This window comes from Pseudomonas sp. 11/12A, assembly GCF_000800055.1.
GTDB lineage: Bacteria > Pseudomonadota > Gammaproteobacteria > Pseudomonadales > Pseudomonadaceae > Aquipseudomonas > Aquipseudomonas mohnii.
In genome coordinates this window covers 4,901,461-4,925,292 of the sequence record NZ_JUGV01000001.1, presented here as the reverse complement: position 1 = coordinate 4,925,292, position 23,832 = coordinate 4,901,461, and the positions used below count along the sequence as shown (strand labels likewise).

Annotated in this window: 21 protein-coding genes; 7 read left to right on the top strand and 14 right to left on the bottom strand. The window is 59.2% G+C overall.

Going from position 1 to position 23,832, the window contains the following annotated elements:
- Nucleotides 1-12 precede the first annotated feature (12 nt).
- The 5 genes from GQ39_RS22700 (at nucleotide 13) to fdhA (ending at nucleotide 6,553) form a co-directional block, all read left to right on the top strand.
- Nucleotides 13-342, top strand: coding sequence for a sarcosine oxidase subunit delta (locus GQ39_RS22700; protein ID WP_047534309.1), 330 nt, complete (start codon nucleotides 13-15; stop codon nucleotides 340-342).
- The gene (locus GQ39_RS22695; protein WP_047534308.1) at nucleotides 339-3,356 is read left to right on the top strand and encodes a sarcosine oxidase subunit alpha; all 3,018 of its coding nucleotides are present in this window, start codon (nucleotides 339-341) and stop codon (nucleotides 3,354-3,356) included. Before GQ39_RS22700 ends, GQ39_RS22695 begins: the two co-directional genes overlap by 4 nt.
- 150 nt (nucleotides 3,357-3,506) lie before the next feature.
- A complete protein-coding gene (locus tag GQ39_RS22690) occupies nucleotides 3,507-4,139 on the top strand; it encodes a sarcosine oxidase subunit gamma (RefSeq protein ID WP_047534306.1) in 633 nt (210 codons plus the stop codon).
- A 157-nt stretch (nucleotides 4,140-4,296) separates the two neighbouring features.
- Nucleotides 4,297-5,154, top strand: a complete 858-nt coding sequence (gene purU, locus GQ39_RS22685; RefSeq protein ID WP_047534304.1) for a formyltetrahydrofolate deformylase — start codon at nucleotides 4,297-4,299, stop codon at nucleotides 5,152-5,154.
- Between the two features lie 199 nt (nucleotides 5,155-5,353).
- A complete protein-coding gene (gene fdhA, locus GQ39_RS22680) occupies nucleotides 5,354-6,553 on the top strand; it encodes a formaldehyde dehydrogenase, glutathione-independent (protein ID WP_047534302.1) in 1,200 nt (399 codons plus the stop codon).
- A 46-nt stretch (nucleotides 6,554-6,599) separates the two neighbouring features.
- Here fdhA and GQ39_RS31760 read toward each other — a convergent pair whose 3' ends face one another.
- The 4 genes from GQ39_RS31760 to GQ39_RS22660 all read right to left on the bottom strand — a co-directional run bounded on the left by GQ39_RS31760 (nucleotide 6,600) and on the right by GQ39_RS22660 (nucleotide 9,782).
- Nucleotides 6,600-7,691, bottom strand: coding sequence for an RHS repeat-associated core domain-containing protein (locus GQ39_RS31760; protein ID WP_081998021.1), 1,092 nt, complete (start codon nucleotides 7,689-7,691; stop codon nucleotides 6,600-6,602).
- Nucleotides 7,692-7,823: 132 nt separating this feature from the next.
- Nucleotides 7,824-8,498, bottom strand: a complete 675-nt coding sequence (locus tag GQ39_RS22670) for an anti-sigma factor (RefSeq protein WP_047534298.1) — start codon at nucleotides 8,496-8,498, stop codon at nucleotides 7,824-7,826.
- The gene (locus GQ39_RS22665) at nucleotides 8,495-9,130 is read right to left on the bottom strand and encodes an RNA polymerase sigma factor (protein ID WP_090466707.1); all 636 of its coding nucleotides are present in this window, start codon (nucleotides 9,128-9,130) and stop codon (nucleotides 8,495-8,497) included. The genes GQ39_RS22670 and GQ39_RS22665 overlap by 4 nt, the downstream gene beginning before the upstream one ends.
- Nucleotides 9,131-9,185: 55 nt before the next feature.
- Nucleotides 9,186-9,782, bottom strand: a complete 597-nt coding sequence (locus GQ39_RS22660) for a fasciclin domain-containing protein (protein ID WP_047534294.1) — start codon at nucleotides 9,780-9,782, stop codon at nucleotides 9,186-9,188.
- Between the two features lie 301 nt (nucleotides 9,783-10,083).
- Here GQ39_RS22660 and GQ39_RS22655 point away from each other — a divergent pair, with 301 nt between their 5' ends.
- Complete coding sequence (locus GQ39_RS22655; protein WP_047534291.1) at nucleotides 10,084-10,644, top strand: DUF2780 domain-containing protein; 561 nt, start codon at nucleotides 10,084-10,086, stop codon at nucleotides 10,642-10,644.
- On the opposite strand, the gene GQ39_RS22650 is transcribed toward GQ39_RS22655, so the two are convergent.
- Nucleotides 10,645-11,532: an acyltransferase gene (locus GQ39_RS22650; protein ID WP_047534288.1), complete on the bottom strand. Its 888-nt coding sequence runs from the start codon at nucleotides 11,530-11,532 to the stop codon at nucleotides 10,645-10,647.
- A 304-nt stretch (nucleotides 11,533-11,836) separates the two neighbouring features.
- Between GQ39_RS22650 and rloA2 the strand changes: the two genes are divergently transcribed.
- The gene (gene rloA2 / locus GQ39_RS22645; RefSeq protein ID WP_047534285.1) at nucleotides 11,837-12,340 is read left to right on the top strand and encodes a retropepsin-like aspartic peptidase RloA2; all 504 of its coding nucleotides are present in this window, start codon (nucleotides 11,837-11,839) and stop codon (nucleotides 12,338-12,340) included.
- A gap of 48 nt (nucleotides 12,341-12,388) precedes the next feature.
- Here the strand turns inward: rloA2 and GQ39_RS31015 are convergent, their stop codons facing one another.
- The 9 genes from GQ39_RS31015 to GQ39_RS22605 all read right to left on the bottom strand — a co-directional run bounded on the left by GQ39_RS31015 (nucleotide 12,389) and on the right by GQ39_RS22605 (nucleotide 23,686).
- Nucleotides 12,389-13,465 carry an RHS repeat-associated core domain-containing protein gene (locus GQ39_RS31015; RefSeq protein ID WP_052193628.1) on the bottom strand — a complete coding sequence of 359 codons (1,077 nt, stop codon included), beginning with the start codon at nucleotides 13,463-13,465 and terminating at the stop codon, nucleotides 12,389-12,391.
- Nucleotides 13,466-13,653: 188 nt separating this feature from the next.
- Nucleotides 13,654-14,769: an RHS repeat-associated core domain-containing protein gene (locus GQ39_RS31755; protein ID WP_081997953.1), complete on the bottom strand. Its 1,116-nt coding sequence runs from the start codon at nucleotides 14,767-14,769 to the stop codon at nucleotides 13,654-13,656.
- 141 nt (nucleotides 14,770-14,910) lie between these two features.
- Nucleotides 14,911-15,978 (bottom strand): RHS repeat-associated core domain-containing protein, encoded by a 1,068-nt coding sequence (locus tag GQ39_RS31750; protein WP_081997952.1) that lies wholly within the window; start codon nucleotides 15,976-15,978, stop codon nucleotides 14,911-14,913.
- A gap of 156 nt (nucleotides 15,979-16,134) precedes the next feature.
- Entirely contained in the window at nucleotides 16,135-17,178 is a 1,044-nt protein-coding gene (locus tag GQ39_RS22630) for an RHS repeat-associated core domain-containing protein (protein ID WP_081997951.1), read from the bottom strand.
- 102 nt (nucleotides 17,179-17,280) lie between these two features.
- On the bottom strand, nucleotides 17,281-17,910 hold the full coding sequence (locus GQ39_RS22625) for a glutathione S-transferase (RefSeq protein WP_047539108.1): 630 nt from the start codon (nucleotides 17,908-17,910) through the stop codon (nucleotides 17,281-17,283).
- 198 nt (nucleotides 17,911-18,108) lie between these two features.
- Nucleotides 18,109-19,407 (bottom strand): MFS transporter, encoded by a 1,299-nt coding sequence (locus GQ39_RS22620; RefSeq protein ID WP_047534278.1) that lies wholly within the window; start codon nucleotides 19,405-19,407, stop codon nucleotides 18,109-18,111.
- Nucleotides 19,408-19,871: 464 nt separating this feature from the next.
- A complete protein-coding gene (locus tag GQ39_RS22615) occupies nucleotides 19,872-20,051 on the bottom strand; it encodes a hypothetical protein (RefSeq protein ID WP_047534276.1) in 180 nt (59 codons plus the stop codon).
- Complete coding sequence (locus GQ39_RS22610; RefSeq protein ID WP_047539105.1) at nucleotides 20,048-21,178, bottom strand: PepSY-associated TM helix domain-containing protein; 1,131 nt, start codon at nucleotides 21,176-21,178, stop codon at nucleotides 20,048-20,050. The genes GQ39_RS22615 and GQ39_RS22610 overlap by 4 nt, the downstream gene beginning before the upstream one ends.
- A gap of 72 nt (nucleotides 21,179-21,250) precedes the next feature.
- Nucleotides 21,251-23,686, bottom strand: coding sequence for a TonB-dependent siderophore receptor (locus GQ39_RS22605; protein WP_047534274.1), 2,436 nt, complete (start codon nucleotides 23,684-23,686; stop codon nucleotides 21,251-21,253).
- Nucleotides 23,687-23,832: the final 146 nt, after the last annotated feature.

The window sequence follows — 23,832 nt, the reverse complement described above, 5'->3', positions numbered from 1 at the left end:
GGAGAAATCCCCATGTTGCATATCTTCTGTCCTCACTGCGGCGAACTGCGCTCCGAAGAGGAATTCCACGCATCCGGCCAGGCGCACATCCCGCGTCCACTGGATCCGAACAGCTGCACCGACGAGGAGTGGGGCGACTACATGTTCTTCCGCGATAACCCTCGCGGCCTGCACCATGAACTGTGGATTCACGCCGCCGGTTGCCGTCAGTACTTCAACGCCACCCGCGACACCGTGACCTACGAGATTCTCGAAACCTACAAGATCGGCACCAAGCCACAATTCACCGACAAGACCGATAGCCCGAAAGCGGCCAGCACGGCTCTGGGAGAGAAGGTATGAGCCAGACCAATCGCCTGTCCAGCGGCGGACGGATCGACCGCAACAAAGTCCTGACGTTCACCTTCAACGGCCAGAGCTACAAAGGCTACGAAGGCGACTCCCTGGCCGCTGCACTGCTGGCCAACGGCGTCGACATCATCGGTCGCAGCTTCAAATATTCTCGTCCGCGCGGCATCTTCGCCGCCGGTGCCGAAGAGCCGAACGCGGTGCTGCAGATCGGCGCCACCGAAGCCACGCAGATCCCGAACGTACGCGCCACCCAACAAGCGCTGTATCAGGGCCTGGTCGCCACCAGCACCAACGGCTGGCCAAGCGTGAACAACGACATGATGGGGATTCTCGGCAAGGTCGGCGGCAAGCTGATGCCACCGGGTTTCTACTACAAAACCTTCATGTACCCGCAATCGTTCTGGATGACTTACGAGAAGTACATTCGTAAGGCCGCCGGTCTTGGCCGCTCGCCGACCGAGAACGATCCGGACACCTACGACTATATGAACCAGCACTGCGACGTGCTGATCGTCGGCGCCGGCCCTGCGGGTCTGGCCGCTGCACTGGCGGCTGCACGCAGTGGCGCCCGGGTAATCCTCGCCGACGAGCAGGAAGAGTTCGGCGGCAGCCTGCTCGACTCCCGCGAAAGCCTCGACGGCAAGCCTGCCGTGGAATGGGTCGCCAGCGTCATCGCCGAGCTGAAGGACACCCCGGACGTGCTGCTGTTGCCACGCGCCACGGTCAACGGCTACCACGACCACAACTTCCTGACCATTCACGAGCGCCTCACCGATCACCTCGGCGACCGCGCCCCGATTGGCCAGGTGCGTCAGCGCATCCACCGCATTCGCGCCAAGCGTGTCGTGCTGGCCACCGGCGCTCACGAGCGTCCGCTGGTTTACGGCAACAACGACGTGCCGGGCAACATGTTGGCCGGTGCTGTCTCGACTTATGTGCGCCGTTACGGCGTGGCGCCGGGCAAAAAACTGGTGCTGTCGACCAACAACGACCACGCCTACCGCGTGGCCCTGGATTGGCTCGACGCCGGCCTGCAAGTCGTGGCCGTCGCCGATGCCCGCAGCAACCCGCGTGGGGCGCTGGTGGAAGAAGCACGCGCCAAAGGCATACGCATCCTCACCGGCAGCGCCGTGATCGAGGCCCGTGGCAGCAAGCACGTGACCGCTGCCCGCGTGGCCGCGATCGATGTCAAAGGACACAAGGTCACCAGCCCTGGCGAATGGCTCGAGTGCGACCTGGTCGCCAGTTCCGGCGGCTACAGCCCGGTGGTTCACCTGGCTTCGCACCTGGGCGGCAAGCCGATCTGGCGTGAAGACATCCTCGGTTTCGTGCCGGGTGAAGCACCGCAGAAACGCGTGTGCGTCGGTGGTATCAACGGCGTCTATTGCCTGGGTGATTCCCTGGCCGATGGTTTTGAAGGCGGCGTGCGCGCGGCCAGCGAAGCCGGTTTCGGTCCGGTCGAAGCGACGCTGCCCAAAGCCCTGACACGTCTGGAAGAGCCGACCCTGGCGCTGTTCCAGGTGCCCCATGAAAAGAACACCGCACGGGCGCCGAAGCAATTCGTCGACCTGCAAAACGACGTCACTGCGGCCGCCATCGAACTGGCGACCCGCGAAGGCTTCGAGTCGGTCGAGCACGTCAAGCGCTACACCGCGCTGGGCTTCGGCACCGATCAGGGCAAACTCGGTAACGTCAACGGCCTGGCGATTGCCGCCCGTTCGCTGAACGTGACCATCCCGCAGATGGGCACCACCATGTTCCGCCCGAACTACACGCCGGTGACCTTCGGCGCCGTGGCCGGTCGTCACTGTGGGCACATCTTCGAGCCGGTACGTTTCACCGCACTGCATCACTGGCACCTGAAAAATGGCGCCGAGTTCGAAGACGTTGGTCAGTGGAAGCGTCCTTGGTACTTCCCGAAATCCGGTGAAGACATGCACGCCGCGGTCAAGCGTGAATGCAAAGCCGTGCGCGACAGCGTCGGCCTGCTGGACGCTTCGACCCTCGGCAAGATCGACATCCAGGGCCCGGACGCGCGTGAGTTCCTCAACCGCATCTACACCAACGCCTGGACCAAGCTCGATGTGGGCAAGGCGCGCTATGGCCTGATGTGCAAAGAAGACGGCATGGTGTTCGACGACGGCGTGACTGCCTGCCTGGCCGACAACCATTTCGTCATGACCACCACCACGGGCGGCGCCGCTCGCGTGCTGCAGTGGCTGGAGATCTACCAACAGACCGAATGGCCAGACCTGAAGGTGTACTTCACGTCCGTGACCGACCACTGGGCGACCATGACCCTGTCCGGGCCGAACAGCCGCAAGCTGCTCAGCGAAGTCACCGACATCGACCTGAGCAACGAAGCCTTCCCGTTCATGACCTGGAAAGAAGGTCTGGTCGGCGGCGTGCCAGCGCGGGTGTTCCGGATTTCGTTTACCGGTGAGCTGTCGTACGAAGTCAACGTGCAGGCCGACTATGCGATGGGTGTGCTGGAAAAGATTGTCGATGCCGGCAAGAAGTACAACCTGACCCCGTACGGCACTGAAACCATGCACGTGCTGCGGGCCGAGAAGGGCTTCATCATCGTCGGTCAGGACACTGACGGCTCGATGACTCCGGACGACCTGAACATGGGCTGGTGCGTGGGTCGCACCAAACCGTTCTCGTGGATCGGCTGGCGTGGCATGAACCGCGAAGACTGCGTGCGTGATCAACGCAAGCAACTGGTCGGCCTCAAACCGATCGATCCGACCAAATGGCTGCCGGAAGGCGCGCAACTGGTGTTCAACACCAAGCAGGCGATCCCGATGACCATGGTCGGTCACGTGACCTCCAGCTACGCGCACAACTCCCTGGGCTATTCGTTTGCCATGGGCGTGGTCAAGGGCGGCCTGAACCGCATGGGTGAGCGTGTGTTCGCGCCACTGGCGGACGGTAGCGTGATCGAAGCGGAAATCGTTTCTTCGGTGTTCTTCGATCCGAAAGGCGAGCGCCAGAACGTTTAACGGCCTCGGGCCTTGTGGTGAGTGTGCCGCCGCTATCGCGAGCAGGCTAGCTCCCACAGGGGAACGCGGCCGAATGTGGGAACTAGCCCTGCTGGCGATGACGGCAGTGCAGCCACCACAAGAACCAACAGAATTCAGGAAAGGTGCTTTATGACCGCAGCCAATGTTTACCAACAACGCCCAACCTCCGGGGCCAAGGCCGAGTCGTCGCTGCATCACGCCGACCTCGCCAGCCTGGTGGGCAAGGGTCGCAAGAACGCCGGTGTGACCGTGCGCGAGAAAAAACTTCTGGGCCACCTGACCATCCGTGGCGATGGCCATGACGCAGCGTTCGCCGCCGGCGTGCACAAGGCCCTGGGCATCGAATTGCCGGCCGCGCTGACCGTCATCGTCAAAGGTGAAACCAGCCTGCAATGGATGGGGCCGGATGAATGGCTGCTGATCGTGCCGACCGGTGAAGAATTCGCCGCCGAGAAAAAACTGCGTGAAGCACTGGGCGACCTGCACATCCAGATCGTCAACGTCAGCGGCGGGCAGCAGATCCTCGAACTGAGCGGCCCGAACGTGCGCCAGGTGCTGATGAAATCCACCAGCTACGACGTGCACCCCAACAACTTCCCGGTGGGCAAGGCGGTTGGCACGGTGTTCGCCAAGTCGCAACTGGTGATCCGTCACACCGCTGAAGACACCTGGGAACTGCTGATTCGTCGCAGCTTCTCGGATTACTGGTGGTTGTGGTTGCAGGATGCGTCTGCCGAATACGGCCTCAGCGTCCAGGCCTGATCAGCACCTGACCCTGTAGGAGCGAGCCTGCTCGCGATGGACTTGAGAGCGACGCGATAAATCAGGAAATACGCGTCATCGTTGACGTCCATCGCGAGCAGGCTCGCTCCTACAGGTAGGGTGATTTGTTTGCCGATTTCTCAGGAGTCACCGCACTATGAGCCGCGCCCCAGACACATGGATTCTGACCGCCGACTGCCCCAGCGTCCTCGGCACGGTGGACGCGGTGACGCGCTTTCTGTTCGAGCAGGGCTGCTATGTCACCGAACACCATTCCTTCGATGACCGGCTTTCGGGCCGTTTCTTCATTCGCGTGGAATTCCGTCAGCCCGACGGTTTCGACGAACAGTCGTTTCGCGCGGGTTTGCAGGCGCGCGGTGAAGCCTTCGGCATGGCCTTCGAGCTGACCCCGCCGCACTACCGGCCGAAAGTGGTGATCATGGTGTCCAAGGCCGATCACTGCCTCAACGACTTGCTCTACCGCCAGCGCATCGGCCAGTTGTCGATGGACGTGGTTGCCGTGGTCTCGAACCACCCGGACCTCAAACCGTTGGCGGACTGGCACCAGATTCCGTACTACCACTTCCCGCTGGACCCGAACGACAAGCCGTCCCAGGAGCGTCAGGTCTGGCAGGTGATCGAAGAATCCGGCGCCGAACTGGTGATCCTTGCCCGCTACATGCAAGTACTGTCACCGGAGCTGTGCCGCAAACTCGACGGCAAGGCGATCAACATTCATCACTCGCTGCTGCCGGGTTTCAAGGGCGCCAAGCCGTACCACCAGGCCTACAACAAGGGCGTGAAACTGGTTGGCGCCACGGCGCACTACATCAACAACGACCTCGACGAAGGGCCGATCATCGCCCAGGGCGTCGAGGTGGTGGATCACAGTCATTACCCCGAAGACTTGATCGCCAAGGGACGGGATATCGAAGGCCTGACCCTGGCGCGGGCCGTGGGTTATCACATTGAGCGACGGGTGTTTTTGAACGCCAATCGCACCGTCGTTCTTTAGATTGCTATCGCTGGCAAGCCAGCTCCCACAGGGTTTTATGTCGTTCGCAGATTTGTGTACACCCCGTCCACTGTGGGAGCTGGCTTGCCAGCGATGAGGCCCTTACAAGCAACACAAGAAACAGCATCTGTACCCGAGCACTTAACGCGCTGCCTGCCTGGGCAACGCGGTTCCATAAAAACAACAGCGAGGTGAAAGCATGTCTGGCAATCGTGGTGTGGTGTATCTCGGCGCTGGCAAGGTCGAAGTACAGAAAATCGACTATCCGAAAATGCAGGACCCGCGCGGCAGGAAGATTAATCACGCCGTCATCCTGCGTGTGGTTTCCACCAACATTTGTGGTTCCGACCAGCACATGGTGCGCGGTCGCACCACGGCACAAACCGGCCTGGTGCTGGGCCACGAGATCACCGGTGAAGTGATCGAGAAGGGCAGCGACGTCGAGAACCTGCAAATCGGCGACTTGGTGTCCGTGCCGTTCAACGTGGCTTGCGGGCGCTGCCGTTCCTGTAAGGAAATGCACACCGGCGTGTGCCTGAGCGTCAATCCGGCGCGTCCGGGCGGTGCTTATGGCTACGTCGACATGGGCGACTGGACCGGTGGCCAGGCCGAGTACGCGATGGTGCCGTACGCCGACTTCAACCTGCTGAAACTGCCGGACCGCGACCGGGCCATGGAGAAAATCCGTGACCTGACCTGCCTCTCCGACATCCTGCCAACCGGTTACCACGGCGCCGTGACGGCGGGCGTTGGCCCGGGCAGCACGGTGTACATCGCCGGTGCCGGTCCGGTCGGGCTGGCGGCTGCCGCTTCGGCTCGCCTGCTGGGTGCGGCGGTGGTGATCATCGGTGACGTCAACACCGTGCGCCTGGCCCACGCCAAGGCCCAGGGTTTCGAAATCGCCGACCTGTCCCTGGACACCCCGCTGCACGAACAGATCGCCGCGCTGCTGGGCGAGCCGGAAGTGGATTGCGCCATCGACGCCGTCGGCTTCGAAGCCCGTGGCCACGGCCATGACGGCGTGAAACACGAAGCCCCGGCCACCGTACTCAACTCGCTGATGGGCGTGGTGCGTGTGGCTGGCAAGATCGGTATCCCTGGCCTTTACGTCACCGAAGATCCGGGTGCCGTCGACGCCGCCGCGAAAATGGGCAGCCTGAGCATTCGCTTCGGTCTGGGCTGGGCCAAATCCCACAGCTTCCACACTGGTCAGACCCCGGTGATGAAGTACAACCGCCAGCTGATGCAGGCGATCATGTGGGACCGCATCAACATCGCCGAAGTGGTGGGCGTGCAAGTGATCAGCCTGGATCAGGCGCCGCAGGGTTATGGCGAGTTCGACGCAGGCGTGCCGAAGAAGTTTGTGATTGATCCGCACAAGATGTTTAGTGCGGCGTAAAACCTCTGGAAAAAAACGGCGACCTTCGGGTCGCCTTTTTTGTTTGTTATGTGGAATCTCGTCTTATGTGACTTTGTCGTTTAGAGAAATTATCCAGCCACGTATTGTTGGCTAACGCCTGCTGATAAGAAGGTAGCTCGCTTCCCCCGTAGTTCGGAGGAGGTAAGGGGGCAGAGTAGGAAGGGGAAGGATCGAACGTGGATCCACTGCTGCTAATCGAGTTAATAGATTGATTGCTGCCATAGAGTGGTACTAATTCGCCAGATTGTCCCACTTCAAAGATATTTCCCATGCGCCGTGTACGGATCGGTGTTGGGGATACGTTAGGGGTGTCACCTGGAAATGTAGTTAAGGACTCTTGTGACACAGCAGAGCGGGGCGCACCCGGGTGGCGCGCTTCTGTACCTGCAAAAGCCAATCTGTCTTGGGTCGTCCACGCAGGGGTCTTCGTGTCCGAATAGGGATTGAGCGCATTTGCCAAGGGATTTCGAAAATGCCGTGACGTATTGGATGCAACGCTGGGGGAAGTGAGGCTGGTGCCTGCATTCTGGATACCCTGCATATTGCTTTTTATTAACCCACGAGATCGCAGAACGGCTTTAACAAAGTTCCAGGCATGCCCCATCGGATCCATGCGATTCACCGGATCCCCCACACAATACCCATACGCATTCAACCCACCCTCCCCAAACGGACTCCAACTGTCCGGACTGTTAAACCGCATCAACACCGGGTTAAACGCCCGATAACCATTGCCCAACAAATAAGACCCCGTCACCGGATCCCGCCGTTCGCCATTGAACCCGAGCAGGCTGAGCAAGCCGTTCTGCCGATGGCCGTAAGGCGTGTAGGCGAGTGGATGCCGCACACTGGCGTCGAGCAGGTTCAACACCGAGCGCTGTTGATCCGTGGCCAGGAGGTGGGTTTGCACGGCGGTGGTTTGGCGTTCTCGCTGCGCCAGCAGTTGATCTTCGTGCTGCATGATCGAACGCTGCACGGCGCCCTGGATCTCGGTGCTCAGGCGGTCTTTCAGATAGAAGCGCTGAACGCTTGCCTGCGCCGAGGGCGCGCTGGCGGTCAGTCGATTCAGTGCATCGTAGTGGTAGCTGCAGAGCACGGTAGCGCGATTGGACGGCATGGTCAGGGCCCCCTGAAATATCCGGTCATTCAGGATTTCACTGTGGCGCAATCGAACTGAACTGCCTACTAACAGAACTGATAGTGGCGCCGTATTTGCGCAGTGTTCACAGCCCCCTCGCCACAAGGGCAATTACAACGCCGCCAATGCCCCTTGATACAACGCCGGCCCGGTCGGTTGCCCGGTCGGCGAACCGCCCTTCGGTTCCAGGGTGACCGCCAGCGCAATCGGCTTGCCGATCAGTGCTTTCTGCGCGTCGCTCAGTACTACCTTGCCTTTGCCGCCCGCCGGGATTACCCCGAGGGAAACCGGTTTGCCGTCGGCCGGTATCGCCCACAGTTCCAGGCTTTGCTGCGGTGTGATCGCCGCCAATGCCAGCGGTTCGACTTGCAGGTAATCGGCGTGCGCCTGGACTCGCAATGCCGGCTGCGCATCGGCGCTGGCCAGTGTTGCGCTGTAGCGCACATCGTCGCGGGTGTAGATCACTCCGAGGGTCACGGCAATCAACAGGGAGGCAATCGCCGCCGTTGCCCGCAGCCAGTTCCAGAACGGACGCTTCTCAGGCACATGCAGCACTTGCGGCTCGATGCGCGCGGTAATGCCCTGCCACACGCGATCCGGCACGGGCTGTTCGGGCAGTGCCGCGGTCAGGCTGGCGAGGCTTTCTTGCCATTGCGCCAATTCCAAGCGCAATGCCGGGTCTTCCAGCAATAACTGTTCGAAACGTCGGCGCGCGGCGGCAGGCATCAGGCCAATGGCGTAGTCGGCGGCGAGGGCGCGGCGCAGGGACGGCGTTTGATAGTTCATGATTCAAGGCACCTGCGCAGGCGTTCCATGCCGCGGCGGATCCAGGATTTCACCGATCCCAGCGGCGCCGCCAGGTGTTCGGCCAGCTCGGCGCCGGACATTCCCTGAAAGTAAGCGATGGTGATCGATTGGCGCTGCATGCCCTCGAGGCTGTCCAGGCAGCGGTTCAGGGCGCTGGCCTCGCGGGCACTGTTCAGCTGTTCGTGGGCGGATGGGGTTTCGTCCACCAGTGATTGTTCTTCGAGATCGCTCAACGGCCGGTCGCGGTGTTTGCGCAACTGGTCGATCGCCTGGTTGCGGGTGATGTTGATCATCCAGGTCAGCGGTGCCGACAGATGCGGTTCGTAGCGCGAGGCGTTGTTCCAGATCCGCACGAAGCTTTCCTGCAGCACTTCTTCCGCCAGGTCGGGGCGCCCCATGAACCGCAGGGCCACACCATGCAAGCGCGGGCCGACGCTGCGGTAAAGCGTCTCGAACGCACGGCGGTCACCCAGTGAGCACTGGGCCAGCAAGTGCCTGAGCTGATCGGCGTCGGCGATGGAAATAGCGGTGCTCCAAATAGACGAGGTGCGCAGCGTAGGGTGTCGATTGCAGGCAGAGGTTAGTTCACGGCGCGCGGTTGTTCCATTCACGGGTGGACACCTCGGAAAAACCGCCAGCCCCACTGCGCAGGGCCGGCGACTGTGCTCAGCTTTTCGGCATCAGCACTTTGTCGATGACCTGAATCACGCCATTGGACTGGTACACGTCATAGGTGGTGATGTCGGCGACGTCGCCTTTTTCATCCTTGATCGTGATGTTGTGCGGGCCGTTCATCATTGCCCATAGCTTGCCGCCGGCGACTGTGGTGAGTTCGGTCTTGCCGCCGCCGGCCTTGATTTTCTCGGCCAGGGTCATCATGTCGAGTTTGCCGGCGACCACGTGGTAAGTGAGGATCTTGGTCAGGGTGGCTTTGTTTTCCGGTTTCAGCAGGGTGTCGACGGTGCCGGCGGGCAGGGCGGTAAACGCCGAATTGACCGGGGCGAAAACGGTGAACGGGCCTTTGCCCTTGAGGGTGTCGACCAGGCCTGCGGCCTTCACGGCGGCGACCAGGGTGGTGTGGTCGGAGGAGTTGACTGCGTTATCGACGATGTCTTTGCTCGGCAGCATGCTTTGGCCGCCGACCGTCACGCTGTCGTGGCTCATGGTAGCGGCTTGCACGGTGGTGTTCAGGGCGACGCCGCCGCCAAGGGCCAGGGTCAGCAGGCTGGCAATCAAGGGTGTTTTGATCGAGGTGCGTATCATGGTGATGATCCTTTTGGGGAGAATCGGCCAGGAATGTCTGTCCGTGCCTTGATATACGGGCGTGGGGCGGGACTGGATGCAGCACCGGGAAAATATTGTGATGAACCTGATCCCTGTAGGAGCGAGCCTGCTCGCGATGGACGCCAACGATAACGCGTGCTATCTGAATGACCGCGTTGTCCCTGCGTTTTTCGCGAGCAGGCTCGCTCCTACAGGGGCGGGAACAATGTCGGGGGAAACCAGTCCAACGCGCAGCGGTTCACCGCCCACTGTCGGGCGGTTTTTCATAGAGGATGTCTGGATGAAGATTTCACGCGGTATTGCACTGGCTTCGCTGATGACCCTGGCGGCCAGCCCGGTCTTCGCCCAGTTCAGCCTGGGCGATGCGGCCAACGCCATTTCGGGGATGCAGGGCGGTAACGCGGCCACCAATGCCGCCCCAACCCCGCAGACGGCAGATCTGCTGGGCGCACTCAGCCAATTGAACGTAACGCCGCAACAGGCCGTCGGTGGTGCCGGGGCAATGCTGGGGCTGGCGAAGAATCAATTGAGTTCGGCCGACTATTCGGAGCTGGCCAAAAACGTACCGGGCATCGACATACTTTCGGGTGGCGGCGAATTGGGCGCGCTCGCCGGTTTGCTCGGCTCATCCGGCAAAGCCGCAGGGCTGGACAACGCCCTGGGCAACGTCAAGGACACCAATGACCTGAACAACGCCTTCAGCGCCCTGGGCATGGACAGCGGCATGGTTGGCATGTTTGCCCCGGTGATCCTGCAATACCTCGGTCAACAGGGCGTTGCCGGTTCGCTGTTGCAAAGCCTGGGCGGCATCTGGGGCACCGGTATCGGCACCGGCAGTTGATCAGCCGCTTTCGCCGCGCAACGCGTCGATGCGCCGGTCCTTCTCGATCCAGAGCTGGTTGACCCAGTTCTGGATTTTCTCGCGAAACAGCGGATCGTTTTCGTAATCACCCTGCCACAGCGCCGGGTCGAGTTCCCGGGTCTTGATGTCGATGATGACCCTTGGCACGTTGCCGCTGATTAGATCCCAGAACCCCGGAATCCCCTGCTGCGGATACACCACCGTCACGTCGAGAATCGCATCCAGCTGTTCGCCCATTGCCGCCAGCACAAACGCCACGCCACCGGCCTTGGGTTTGAGCAGGTGAGTGAACGGAGATTGTTGCTGGGCGCTTTTGGCTGCGGTGTAGCGAGTGCCTTCCAGATAATTGACCACCGTCACCGGCTGGCGCTTGAACAATTCGCAGGCCTGCCGGGTGATCTCCAGATCCTTGCCGGCCAGTTCCGGGTGCCTGGCCAGAAACGCCTTGGAGTAGCGCTTCATGAACGGGTAATCCAGCGCCCACCACGCCAGGCCCAGGAACGGCACCCAGATCAGCTCTCTCTTGAGGAAGAATTTGAAGAACGGTGTGCGTCGGTTCAGCGTCTGGATCAACGCCGGGATATCGACCCAGGATTGGTGGTTACTGATGACCAGGTAGGAGGTGTCACGACGCAGGTCATCACCGCCGCGTATATCCCATTGGGTGGGGATGCACAGACGGAAGATCAGCTTGTCGATTTCCGACCAGGTCTCGGCGATCCACATCACCGACCAGGAGGCGTAATCGCGAAAGCGACCGGGCAGGACCAGTTTGAGCAGGGCAAACACCATCAAGGGCCCGATCAGGGTCAAGGTGTTGAGCAACAGCAGCAGGGTGACGAAACAGCCGGTGAGCAGGCGGCGCATAAGTAACTCTTGAAAGCCTTTGGGCGCGCCATGATAAGCAGCTTCGGTCGGCAGGCCAAATCGGCTGATGACGAATGTTTCACCATTGGATGGGTAGGCTGGGCAGGAAAATCAGGTCACATCATGATGTTGATTGCACCGGCCCCTTCGCGGGCGAGCCCGCTCCCACAGTGGATTGCGGTGTTTTTGAGTCAGACAAATCCCGGTGGGAGCGCGGCATGCCCGCGAAGGGATTTCAAGAACGAACGAATTGCCCGCTGACGGTCTAAAATTTCGCTGCCCATTTATCCAGGACGCCCATCACGTGAAATCCCTTCTCGCACTGCTGACCCTGTTAGCCCTGCCGGTGCTGGCCGCCGAGCCCACCCTGTACGGGCGTTACGAATACATCGCGCTGCCGGAAATCGGCGGTGAAGTGCTCAAGGCGAAAATGGACACCGGCGCCCTGACGGCATCGCTGTCGGCCAAGGACATCGAAACCTTTACCCGTGATGGCGAGAACTGGGTGCGTTTCCGCCTCGCCACCAAGGGGGCGAGCGACAAAGTCTACGAACACAAGGTCGCGCGGATCAGCAAGATCAAGACCCGCTCCGAAGAGGACGATGACGAAGAAACCGCCGCGCCTTCCAAGCGCCCGGTGGTCGATCTGGAATTGTGCCTGGGCAACGTCAAGCGCACGGTCGAGGTCAACCTGACCGACCGCAGCAGCTTTAACTATCCGCTGCTGATTGGCGCCAAGGCCTTGCGCGAGTTTGGCGCGGCGGTGAATCCGGCTCGACGGTTTACGGCGGACAAGCCGGATTGTTGAGTGGGTTCCAATCGTTGGGGCGCACGCCTGAGGTAACGAAAGTGCGTCCTATGATTGGCGAATTTTAATCTGTCCATAATAGGGGGGCGGGAGTGACTCTGTGGCAGGGATCGGATAACTCGGGGGCGGAGGGGGGAACATCGAGTATTTTGGTAGTACGCGTTGTTCTGTGATCTGTTGAACTTGATATTGGGCCTTGATATGCAGAGCGTTTATCGTCTCAAGGGTTTGTGGTGTCAGGAATTGTTTTCCTCCGTTGCCCAGGTCTTTGAGGGTGTCATTGAGCATACTGATGTTGAGTTTGATATTATCCAGATTTTGAGAGCGATAGGGTGGCGGCGAAGTGGCTTTTAAAATTGACTGGCTTGAAGAGAACTGATGGTTTAGTGATTTTTCAAGTTTTTGAAAGGCGTGTTCCAAGAGAATTTCTTCCGCTCTTAGTCCAGATTCCTTGACCAGTTTTCCGATACCGCTTTTTCCTCCAAGCTCTCTTTTTGAGGTCTTCAACAGGTTTTTGGTGAGCTTGCTAAGCGAGTTGGTCGGGGGGCTTGGCAAAGCCTTCAACTGAGTTGTCATTTGCTTGATGAGCGGTTTGATGAATGCATGCCCATTCGGATCCACCCTGTTGATCGGCTCGCCCCCACAATACCCATACGCATTCAACCCTCCCTCCCCAAACGGACTCCAACTGTCCGGACTGTTAAACCGCATCAACACTGGATTAAACGCCCGATAACCATTGCCCAACAAATAAGACCCCGTTAGCGCATCCAGTCGTTCGCCATTGAAACCGAGAAGGCTGAGCAAGCCGTTCTGCCGATGGCCGTAAGGCGTGTAGGCGAGTGGATGCCGCACACTGGCGTCGAGCAGGTTCAACACCGAGCGCTGTTGATCCGTGGCCAGGAGGTGGGTTTGCACGGCGGTGGTTTGGCGTTCTCGCTGCGCCAGAAGGTGGCCCTCATGCTGCATGATCGATCGCTGCGCTGCGCCCTGGATCTCGGTGGTCAGGCGGTCTTTCAGATAGAAGCGCTGAGTGATTGCCTGAGTCGAGGGTGCGCTGGCGACCAGTCGATTCAGCGCGTCGTAGTGGTAGTGGCACATTACGGTGGATTGATTGGATGGCATGGTGAGGGCTCCCGAAATACCCGGCAATTCAGGGTTTCACTGTCGCTCAATGCGCCAGGGCTGCCTACTAACGGAACTGATAGGATCACAAACGTTGCCAACGGCCCTAAAAATTGCCGCCCGTCGGCAGTCGGTGGCGAATTGGCGTTCTGTTGAAGCGTTGATCGCCAGCGCTATCGGGCTGCCAATCAGCGACTTCCGCGCCGGATCATTCGTATGTCGCCATTAGGGAGTTTCTCGCGGATCCATCCTTTATCCGGAGCTGGAGTTTTTGACTCTTTTCCCAAGGAAATAGAATGACGGTAAGTTACTGGTGTTCTCTCATGACGCGTAAAATAAATACCTTGACCTGTCACGGAGCTGGTTGAGTCATAAGAATAATCTGAAGCGGTATGTGTGTCGTATAGGTTTTTCGCCATTTTTACGCTGATTTGGTTGGTTGCTTCGGAGCTGCTGATGCCCTGAACTCTGCCCAAGCCAACTTCGATTATTTTGTCCAGGTTCGTCGCGGGCTTATTGGGATTAAAGATATGAGGTGAGTTGTTGTTTGAGTACGCTTTAAAGTTGTGTTTGGATACTGGGTCGAACATGGTTTTTGTTTTTTTTGAAGCAAGTCGCAAGTTGTTCATGTCCGAACTTGATAGATATTTTGATATTTTATGTGCGATGTCTTCGTTTAAATTTGTGAATTTTATAGGGGGGTTAGGGTTAGGTGTAAATAGATTTTTTATAGTGGCAAGTAGGGATGAAAACATGTGTCCAGTCGGATCCACTCGATTTATCGGATCCCCCTCACAATACCCATACGCATTCAACCCTCCCTCCCCAAACGGACTCCAGCTGTCCGGACTGTTAAACCGCATCAACACCGGGTTGAACTGCCGATACCCATTGCCCAAATGATAGTGCCCGGTCAACGGGTCAGGCTGTTCGCCATTGAAGCCGCGCAGGCTCAGCAGTCTATCGACCGCCGGATGATGGCCATAAGGGGAATAAGCGAGGGGATGAGGTCCCGTGGCGTCGAGGGTGTTGAGCACCGAACGTTGCTGATCGGTTGCCAGTAACGTGGCGGTCACGCTTGCTTCGAGATGATTTCGTTGCGCAAGCAACTGGTCGCCGTACTGGAGGATGCTCCAGCGCGTACCGCCCTGGATCTCAGTGGTCAATCGGCCGTCACAATGAAAACGCTGGATGGCCGGTTGTTGAGGTAGCGTGCAGCCACTTTGACGGTCCAGCGGATCGTAGTGGTAGCGGCACAGCAGGGTTTCATGGGGTTCATGGGTTTCATGGGGTGAATTGGGCATGGCTTGAGCTCCGTGCAAGGTCCGGTTGGCCGGACCTTTAGCATCGGAGTTTTTACAGCGGTTGCCTACTAGCAGATCTGATAGAGGGGGCGTCGCTCATCCAGTGGGAAGATGTGAGCTTCGAAGAAACCCAACGCGTTGTCACCGACCTGCTGAGCTGCGCCTCGGTCGGTTGCTGCCACCCTGCCTGATTACCTCGTCATGGGTTGGGAGAGTAGCCGCTTCATAAGAGGGTGGAGGTTGTTTGGCCAAGTCGTAGAGTGGTGATAGAGCTGCTCTCTCTCTTGCCATATCTTCCAGTCGCCTGAACAAGTTCGCGCTGTCGTGGCGATTAAGCGTGGGCAGTCCATAAAGTATATCGGCACTGACTCTTTCGTGAGTGGTTAGAAGCTCAAATCTGATTATTACGTTTTGTGCGTGCTCCGTGTCAACTATAAAGTTGATAGTCATGTCGATGTCTGAAGGGGGGAGGGGTTTAACTTCAGGCGTATTGTTGATTAGGTAGTGTTTCGGCTTTTTGTAGTTTTGGTATGCAATTTTTTTAAATTCTTTTTGTCCACCCAATAGTTCAATTGAATGTAAAAACGAATCGGTGGTCTCTTTTGAGATTTTTTTCGTCGGGTGGAGTGGGCTGCTGCTGATGTTTTTACTCAGTTTCTTGATGAAGCTCTTATACCAGTGCCCATTTGGATCAACTCTATTTGCCGGGTCTCCCCCGCAGTATGCATAAGCATTAATTCCTCCCTTGCCAAACGGACTCCAACTGTCCGGACTGTTAAACCGCATCAATACCGGATTGAACTGCCGATACCCATTGCCCAAATGATAGTGCCCGGTCAGCGGGTCCGGTTGTTCGCCATTGAAGCCGCGCAGGCTTGGCAGCCTGTTCAGTGCTGGGTGGTGGCCATACGGGGAATAAGCGAGGGGATGAGGTCCGGAGGCGTCGAGGGCGTTGAGCACCGAACGTTGCTGATCGGTTGCGAGTAACGTGGCGGTCACGCTTGCTTCGAGATGATTTCGTTGCGCCAGCAACTGGTCGCCGTGCTGAAGGATGCTCCAGCGCGTACCGCCCTGGATTTCAGTGGTCAATCGGCCGTCACAATGAAAACGCTGGATGACCGGTTGTTGAGGTACCGTGCAGCCACTCTGGCGGTCCAGCGGATCGTAGTGGTAGCGGCACAGCAGGGTTTCATGGGGTGAATCGGGCATGGGTTGAGCTCCGTGCAAGGTCCGGTTGGCCGGACCTTGAGCATCGGAGCTTTTTCAGGTTTTGCCCACTATCAGAACTGATAGGTTTTTTGGTAGGCATTTTTTAGGGGTGAATCAATTTGTGGTCCCCGTTGTTTGATCTGAAATTGGGTGGGTTCAGAAAAGTTGGCGGAATTTTTGACTATCAAAGTATCTCGCCATTTTATCCCCTTCGATGACGCTTCGGATTTCGTTAAGCTTGCGTTCAATGTCTTTATTGGGGAGACGACCAATTTCTCTGTTTACTTTAACAGTGTTCATATAATAGAAATGATTATTACGGTGGGCGTCATCAATCCTGACTTGGGTGATACGGCGCTTGCCATAGGTGAGCTCAGTGGTGTTTCTATTAAGGTATACACGTTGTGTTGTTTTCATATTAAACGGACTTTCACTTATGGTTCTTTCGAGGTGTATTTTTCTTCCGTCCATCCGGGCCTGCTGACTAGTCACCGTGAATTTACGTTCTATCCTTTGCACCTCGTCGTGGTACCAGGCAAATTTTTGCGAAGTGATCGTTCTTTCCTCTGGTAGTTGGGCACTGTTGAGACGGGCAACAGCTTTTGATTTTCGGCTTGACTTTATAGATCCGGGTTTTTTAACGAACTTAAATATAAATTTTAAAAATGCATGCCCATCTGGATCTACACGGTTCGTTGGATCCCCCTCACAATACCCATACGCATTCAACCCCCCCTCCCCAAACGGACTCCAACTGTCCGGGCTGTTAAACCGCATCAACACCGGGTTGAACTGCCGATACCCATTGCCCAAATGATAGTGCCCGGTCAAAGGGTCAGGCTGTTCGCCATTGAAGCCGCGCACGCTTAGCAACCTATGGATCGCAGGGTGGTGGCCATAGGGGGAATAAGCGAGGGGATGAGTTCCGGAGGCGTCGAGGGCGTTGAGCACCGAACGTTGCTGATCGGTTGCCAGTAACGTGGCGGTCACGCTTGCTTCGAGATGATTTCGTTGCGCCAGCAACTGGTCGCCGTGCTGAAGGATGCTCCAGCGCGTACCGCCCTGGACCTCAGTGGTCAATCGGCCGTCACAATGAAAACGCTGGATGACCGGTTGTTGAGGCACCGTGCAGCCACTCTGGCGGTCCAGCGGATCGTAGTGGTAGCGGCACAGCAGGGTTTCATGGGGTGAATCGGGCATGGGTTGAGCTCCGTGCAAGGTCCGGTTGGCCGAACCTTGAGCATCGGAGCTTTTGCAGTTTTTGCCCACTATCAGAACTGCTAGTGCGTTGGCGTCGCCAGGTCAGACCTTCGGCATGGTCGCAATCATCGAAGGCCGCTGGCTTACCTCGAAATACCAGGCCGCCAACTGCGGGTTCGAATCACGCCAGGCCAGGTCCGGATGGCGCAAGTCCAGGTAACCCAGCGCACAGGCCACGCTGATCGCCGCCACATCGAAATGGCTGGTCAGTTCGGCTATCGCATCCTTTTCCAGCAGCGCCAGGGCGCGGCGGATCTTGTCGCGCTGACCGTCGAGCCACTCATCCCAGTGTTTTTCCGGGGCACGCAGGGCCACTTCGTAACGGATCAGCACGGCGGCGTCCATGATGCCGTCCGCCATGGAGGCCAGGGTCAGGCGCCGCCAGCGTGCGGAGCCGTCGCGGGGAATCAGCGGGTTGCCGACGTGCTGGTGGTCGAGGTAGTCGAGGATCACCCGGCTGTCGTGGATGACGTTGCCGTCGGGCAGGCGCAAGGCGGGGATTTTGCTCAGTGGGTTGTCGTCGATCAGGACCTGGTCCGGGGCGACGGGTGTGAGCACGCAGTTTTGCAGGGCCACGCGGTCCTGTTGACCGGTTTCGTGCAGCAGCACCATGACTTTGCGGACGAAGGGCGAAAGAGGGTTGTGGTACAGGGTCATGCTCGGGGCGGACATGGCAGTGACTCGGTCGGTGGCGGTGTCACGCAGCATAACGTGTGGATGCGATAGCTCAAGATCACCGTCACCTGTAGGAGCGAGCCTGCTCGCGAAAAACCTGAGAGCGCCGCGCGGTGTCAGGTGCGCAGCGTCATCGTTAACGACCCTCGCGACGGTGCGACGATTCGACAGGCTCGCTCCTACAGGGTTTGCGTGTTAGCTGGCGGGTTGCAGCGTCTGCCCGGCTTCAGGGCCTGAAGCTGCCTGAGGCTTGAGTTCACGAGCAACGGTCCAGACGATGAACGCTGCCACGATGTCGAAAATCGCCAGCACCACGAACAGCGGGCTGTAGCCGATTTTGGTCACCATCACACCAAACACCAAGGTGAAGGCGGCCGCACCCAGGTAGCCGAACATGCCGCCCATGCCCGTGGCGGTGGCCACTTCGTTTTTGCCGAACGAGTCGGAGGTAATCGCATACAGCGCGCCGGACAAGGTCTGGTGGGCAAAGCCACCGATGCACAGCAACGCAATGGCGGTGTAGGGGCTGGCGACCAGGCCGATGCACGCCGGGCCGATCATGCAGGAAGCACCGAACAGCAGGACCATTTTGCGCGAAGTGAACAGCGACACGTTGCAGTACTTGTGGAAGAACGGGCTCAGGTAACCACCGAGCACGCAGCCCAGGTCCGCGGCGAGGAACGGCAGCCAGGCGAACATCGCGATTTCCTTGATGTTCATGTGTCGCTCGGTCATCAGGTACAGCGGGATCCACGCGTTGAAGGTCTGCCAGGCCGGCTCGGAGAGCATCCGGGCACTGGCGATGGCGTAGAAGTTGCGGCTGCCGATGATCTTTTTCCAACTGCCCTTTTTGTGGGTTGTGTCTTTGAAGTGATCTTCCTGACCGCTGAGGATGTAATCGCGTTCTTCATCGCTCAGGCGTTTTTGATCGCGCGGATGCTTGTAGAGAATCATCCACAGGAACGTCCAGGCGACGCCCAGGCCACCGACGATCAGGAACGCCAGCTCCCAACCGCTGTGCAGGATTGCCCAGACCACCAGAGGCGGCGCCAGCACGGCACCGATCGACGAGCCGATGTTGAACCAGCCGATGGCCACCGAGCGCTCTTTGGCCGGGAACCATTCGGTGGAGGTCTTGACCGCCGCCGGCAAACCGGCCGCTTCGGTCAGGCCGAGCAGGCCGCGGACAAACGCCAGCCCCTGCCAACCCGTCGCCAGTGCCGCCAGCGCACAGGCGATCGACCAGGCGAAAGCAAAAATGGCGAAGCCCATTTTGGTACCGATGGCATCGATGATGTAGCCGGCAACCGGTTGCATCAGCGCATAGCACACCTGCCAGGCGACAACGATGTGCGAGTACTGCTCGGTGGAGATGTTCATTTCGCTCATCAGGGTCGGAGCGGCCACTGAGAGGGTATTGCGAGCCAGGTAGTTGACCATCAGGCCGGCAGTCACCAGACCGACCATCCACCAACGGATGCCTTTGACTTTCATTACTTCACCATTCTTTATTTTTGGATTTTTTGGTGTTGCAGTTGTTGTAGGTTGTCGTACAACATGCGCCTTTATAGAAGCACACAGGTTAAAGTGTCAACAAATATGTCAGGGGATTTGCGGAAGAAGGCGACGGGCGGGGAAGGGTGGTTGTCGTATGACCTGTAGGAGCGAGCCTGTCGAATCGTGCACCGTCGCGATGGTCGTCAACGATGACGAGGGGAGCCTGATGCCCCGCGGCGGTCTCAGGTACATCGCGAGCAAGCTCGCTCCTACAGGGGCGGGAGGTAAGCCTGGACATTAGCGCCGTTGCAGCAGACCGCGCAGGGCGAAACCGGTAGGCGCGAGCCTGTCGAATCGTCGCACCGTCGCGATGGTCGTCAACGATGACGCGGTACGCCTGATGCCCCGCGGCGTATTCGAATGCATCGCGAGCAGGGCTCGCTCCTGCAGGGGATGTCGCGTCAATTGCGTTGCATCAATCCTCGCAGGCCAAGCACCGCGGGAATCCCCAAGCCCAGCCAGCTCAAGGCATCCCAAATGCCATCGCCCAGGAGTGCGGCAAACAACCCGGCGGCACTGAACAGGGCGATGACGGTGGGGGTGGCGAAGACCTTCCAGAAGTTCGACTGGCGGGGCCTCATGCCACGCTCTCCGCTTTTTCCAGCAGCGGTTTCGCGGTTTTTCGCCGTACCAGCCAAAGGTAAACCCCGCTGCCGAGCACGATGATCGTCAGCGCATCCAGGGTCGCCCAGAGGATTTTCATCGGCATGCCGCCGTAGTCACCGAAGTGCAGTGGCTGCGACATGCCCATGGCGTCCATGTACCACGGGCGTTCGGCCACGGCGGTGACCTGCAGGGTGCTGGCGTCGATCAGCACTGGCGTCAGCAGGTGCGAGGTCAGGTGCGTGCTGCCTTTCATGAACACCGCGTAATGGTGCTCGCTGGAGAAGCGGGTGCCGGGGAAGGCAATGAAGTCTGGCTGCATGTCCGGCGCGACTTCGTTGGCGATGTCCAGCAACCGGGTCGCGGGCGCCCGTTGTGTCAGCGGCGGGGCGTCGCGGTACGGCGCGATCATCGCGCTGAGGCTGTCGTTGCGCCAGGCGGCGATCAGCAAATCGGCGCAGGCACTGATGACCCCGGTCACGCCCACCACCAGGGCCCAGGTCAGGGTCACGACACCGATCAGGTTGTGTAGGTCGAGCCAGCGCAGGCGGGTGGATTTGTCCTGGCGCACGGTGGCGAATTTCAAGCGCCGCATGAACGGTAGATACAGCACGGTGCCGGAAATGATCGCCACCACGAACAGGATGCCCATGGATGCCAGCAGCAACTTGCCCGGCAGCCCGGCGAACAGGTCCACATGCAGGCGCAGCATGACCATCATCAAACCGCCATTGGCCGACGGCATCTCCAGCGCTTCGCCGGTGCGCGCGTCGAGCATGAAGGTGTGAGACGAGTTCGGTTCGGTTCCGGCGGTGGGTGCCATGATCGCGACCACGGCGTTGGGCTCATCGTCCTCGAAACCGAAATACTGCATGACGTCGCCGGGGCGATGCTGCTCGGCGGCCAGCACCAGCTGCTGCAAATTCAGGTGCGGGGTGTCCGCAGGCATTGGCTTCAGTTCGGCGGCATCGCCCAGCCAGTGGTCGATCTCGTGATGGAAAATCAGCGGCAGGCCGGTCAGGGCCAGCATCAGCAGGAACACCGTGCAGATCAGGCTGGACCAGGTGTGCACGGCGGACCAGCGGCGAATTGTTTTGCTTTTCATTTCTTGGCCTTCAGGAATACCCAGGCCGTCCATGGAGGACAGCCTGGTTGTGGGGCATGTCAGGTCACGCCCTTACCACTTGTAGTTAATGCTGGCCATGACGTTGCGACGGTCGCCGTAGTAGCAATAGAAACCGTCACAGGTAGAGATGTATTCCTTGTCGAATACGTTGTTTGCATTGACGGCCACACTGACGCCCTTGAGCGTATTGTTCAGACGGCCCAGGTCGTAATGAACAGCGGCGTCATAGACGGTGTATGAATCGGTATGGCCGTCTGATTTATCGCGCACGAAGTCCATGCTGCCGATGGCAATGTTGTCGGTCTCGCCGATGTAGCGCACGCCGAATCCAAGTCCAAAACCATCCAGCACACCCGTATGCCAGGTGTAGTCAGCCCAGGCAGAGACCTGGTTTTCCGGCGTCAGTGGCAGTGGGCGATTTTGGTCCAGGGGGCTGGTGACTTTGGTCATCTTGGTGTTGGCGTAGGTATAGGCTGCGGTCAATTTGAGGTTTTCGTTGACGTCACCGGTTGCTTCCAGCTCGAAGCCGCGCACCTTGGCTTCGCCCAGTGGGCGCGATACGCCAAGGGTGTCACTGAGCACGATGTCTTTTCGCGTCAGGTCATAGGCGGCTGCGGTGAACAGCATGTCGCTGCCTGGCGGTTGGTACTTGAGCCCCACTTCGTATTGCTTGCCGGTCCCCGGGCGAAACGCCTGGCCGTTGGCCCCGCCCGCTTCGGCCTGAAAGGATTCGGCGTAGGAGACGTAAGGTGTGAAGCCGGAATCGAACACATAGCTGAGGGCGGCATTGCCGGTAAAGGCGGTGTCGTTACGGGTGTCCCTGGCGTCGTTCAGGTTGTAGAAGGTCGAGTCGGTGTGCAGCCAGTCCTGCCGACCGCCCAGAGTCAGGCGCCAGTTATCGAGGGCCATCTGGTCCTGAACATAGACGCCTGTGTCATGGGTCTTCTGGTTGTAATCATTGAACGCGGTGTAGCTGACGTTGCTGAAGTCCTGGCCGTAAATCGGGTTGATGATGTTGCTGGTCGGTGCGCTGCCATACAGCCATTGGTAGTTGGTGTTGACACGCTGATGGTCAAGTCCCAGCAACACGGTGTGCTTGAGCGGGCCCGTTTCAAAATCGGCCTGGAAGTTGTTATCCATGGCGAACTGGCTGATGTCTTCATTGACGATGTTGGCGCCCCGGGCCACGGTGCCGTCGTCACTGACCGAACCATAAAACCCGCCTGCGGTGATGCCCTGGAAGGACAGGTCGCTCTTGGTATAGCGCAGGTTCTGACGGAACTGCCAAACGTCGTCCATCCGGTGCTCAAAGGCATAACCCAGAGCGTAGTAAGTCTTGTCGTAGAACTCCCATTGCGGATCGCCGAGGTTCTTGTGGAATTTCACCTCGCCGGCAGGCGATGAAAGCTTGGTGCCTTGCAACGGCAGGAACTGACTGGTGTTGCCGGTATCGTCACGGTTGAACTGGCTGAGGAGGGTCAGTCGGGTATCGGGATCAATGTTCCAGGTAAGGCTGGGAGCGATGTTGTAGCGTTTATCGTCGTCGTGCTCGATGGTGGTGTTGCTGTCCCGTACCACGCCGCTGACGCGGTAAAGCAAACGCCCTTCATCGTCGACGGGGCCGGTGCTGTCGAAGCTGATCTGCTTGCGCTGATAGCTGCCGATCTGCAGTTGCACTTCGTGACTGGCAAAGGCGTCGGGGCGGCGGCTGACCATATCGATCAACCCGCCGGGCGGCGTTTGGCCGTACACCGAGGAAGCCGGGCCGCGCAGCAGGGCCACGCGTTCAAGATCCCAGGTTTCCATTTTCGGCATGGTGTAGGCCCCCTTGGGGAGCGGCAAGCCATCGAGAAACTGGGTCGGTTCAAATCCGCGCACCTTCAGCCACTCGGCGCGGCTGTCGCTGCCGTAGCTGCTCGCGACGACGCCCGGCATGTAACGCACGGCGTCATCCAGATTCTGCACGGCGCGATCTTGCATCTGCTCGCGAGTGGCAACCGAAATCGAGCGCGGCACTTCGGCCAGAGCGGTGTCGGTCTTGGTCCCGGCGGCCGTGCGCTTGGCCAGGTAGCCTTGCACCGGTCCCCAGGCGCTTTCAGTGTCTTGTGTGCCGATCACGCTGGTCGCCGGCAGAGCCAAGGCGCCCTCGGGCACGGCCGCCAGGCTGTAGGTGCCGCTGCCGCTCTGCTCCAGTTGCAGGCCGCTGCCGCGCAAGGCTTCACGCAGGGCGCCAGCGGCGTCGAACGGGCCTTTGACCGGTGCCGAGGTCTTGCCCGCCGCCAGTGACGGATTGAGCGACAACGCCAGACCGGCCTGGCTGGCGATCTGGTTCAACGTGCTGGCCAGGGGGGCGGCCGGCAGGTTGTAGGCGCGAACGCTGGAGGCTTGTTCAGCGGCAATCAGTTGGCTACTGGCCAGGGGGGCGCAAAGCGCAATGGCAACCGCCAGCAAACGGGGGCGCAACAAGGTGTCTGGTGAACGGGACATACGGCGGCTCCTGAAAGGGAATACTTCTCAATTGCCTAGGTGCCGAGCGAAAAGTAAAAAGTGATAGGGCGGGATGAAAATAATTTCGATTCAGTTATTTCGAGGTCATCGCGGACCAGCAGGAGCCGGTTTGCCCAGCTATGCCC

Excerpts from the sequence above, each read along its gene's own strand:
- GQ39_RS22700 (WP_047534309.1), top strand. The coding sequence starts at position 13 with ATGTTGCATATCTTCTGTCCTCACTGCGGCGAACTGCGCTCCGAAGAG.
- GQ39_RS22695 (WP_047534308.1), top strand. The coding sequence starts at position 339 with ATGAGCCAGACCAATCGCCTGTCCAGCGGCGGACGGATCGACCGCAAC.
- GQ39_RS22690 (WP_047534306.1), top strand. The coding sequence starts at position 3,507 with ATGACCGCAGCCAATGTTTACCAACAACGCCCAACCTCCGGGGCCAAG.
- purU (WP_047534304.1), top strand. The coding sequence starts at position 4,297 with ATGAGCCGCGCCCCAGACACATGGATTCTGACCGCCGACTGCCCCAGC.
- fdhA (WP_047534302.1), top strand. The coding sequence starts at position 5,354 with ATGTCTGGCAATCGTGGTGTGGTGTATCTCGGCGCTGGCAAGGTCGAA.
- GQ39_RS31760 (WP_081998021.1), bottom strand. The coding sequence starts at position 7,691 with ATGCCGTCCAATCGCGCTACCGTGCTCTGCAGCTACCACTACGATGCA.
- GQ39_RS22670 (WP_047534298.1), bottom strand. The coding sequence starts at position 8,498 with ATGAACTATCAAACGCCGTCCCTGCGCCGCGCCCTCGCCGCCGACTAC.
- GQ39_RS22660 (WP_047534294.1), bottom strand. The coding sequence starts at position 9,782 with ATGATACGCACCTCGATCAAAACACCCTTGATTGCCAGCCTGCTGACC.
- GQ39_RS22655 (WP_047534291.1), top strand. The coding sequence starts at position 10,084 with ATGAAGATTTCACGCGGTATTGCACTGGCTTCGCTGATGACCCTGGCG.
- GQ39_RS22650 (WP_047534288.1), bottom strand. The coding sequence starts at position 11,532 with ATGCGCCGCCTGCTCACCGGCTGTTTCGTCACCCTGCTGCTGTTGCTC.
- GQ39_RS31015 (WP_052193628.1), bottom strand. The coding sequence starts at position 13,465 with ATGCCATCCAATCAATCCACCGTAATGTGCCACTACCACTACGACGCG.
- GQ39_RS31755 (WP_081997953.1), bottom strand. The coding sequence starts at position 14,769 with ATGCCCAATTCACCCCATGAAACCCATGAACCCCATGAAACCCTGCTG.
- GQ39_RS31750 (WP_081997952.1), bottom strand. The coding sequence starts at position 15,978 with ATGCCCGATTCACCCCATGAAACCCTGCTGTGCCGCTACCACTACGAT.
- GQ39_RS22630 (WP_081997951.1), bottom strand. The coding sequence starts at position 17,178 with ATGCCCGATTCACCCCATGAAACCCTGCTGTGCCGCTACCACTACGAT.
- GQ39_RS22625 (WP_047539108.1), bottom strand. The coding sequence starts at position 17,910 with ATGTCCGCCCCGAGCATGACCCTGTACCACAACCCTCTTTCGCCCTTC.
- GQ39_RS22620 (WP_047534278.1), bottom strand. The coding sequence starts at position 19,407 with ATGAAAGTCAAAGGCATCCGTTGGTGGATGGTCGGTCTGGTGACTGCC.
- GQ39_RS22615 (WP_047534276.1), bottom strand. The coding sequence starts at position 20,051 with ATGAGGCCCCGCCAGTCGAACTTCTGGAAGGTCTTCGCCACCCCCACC.
- GQ39_RS22610 (WP_047539105.1), bottom strand. The coding sequence starts at position 21,178 with ATGAAAAGCAAAACAATTCGCCGCTGGTCCGCCGTGCACACCTGGTCC.
- GQ39_RS22605 (WP_047534274.1), bottom strand. The coding sequence starts at position 23,686 with ATGTCCCGTTCACCAGACACCTTGTTGCGCCCCCGTTTGCTGGCGGTT.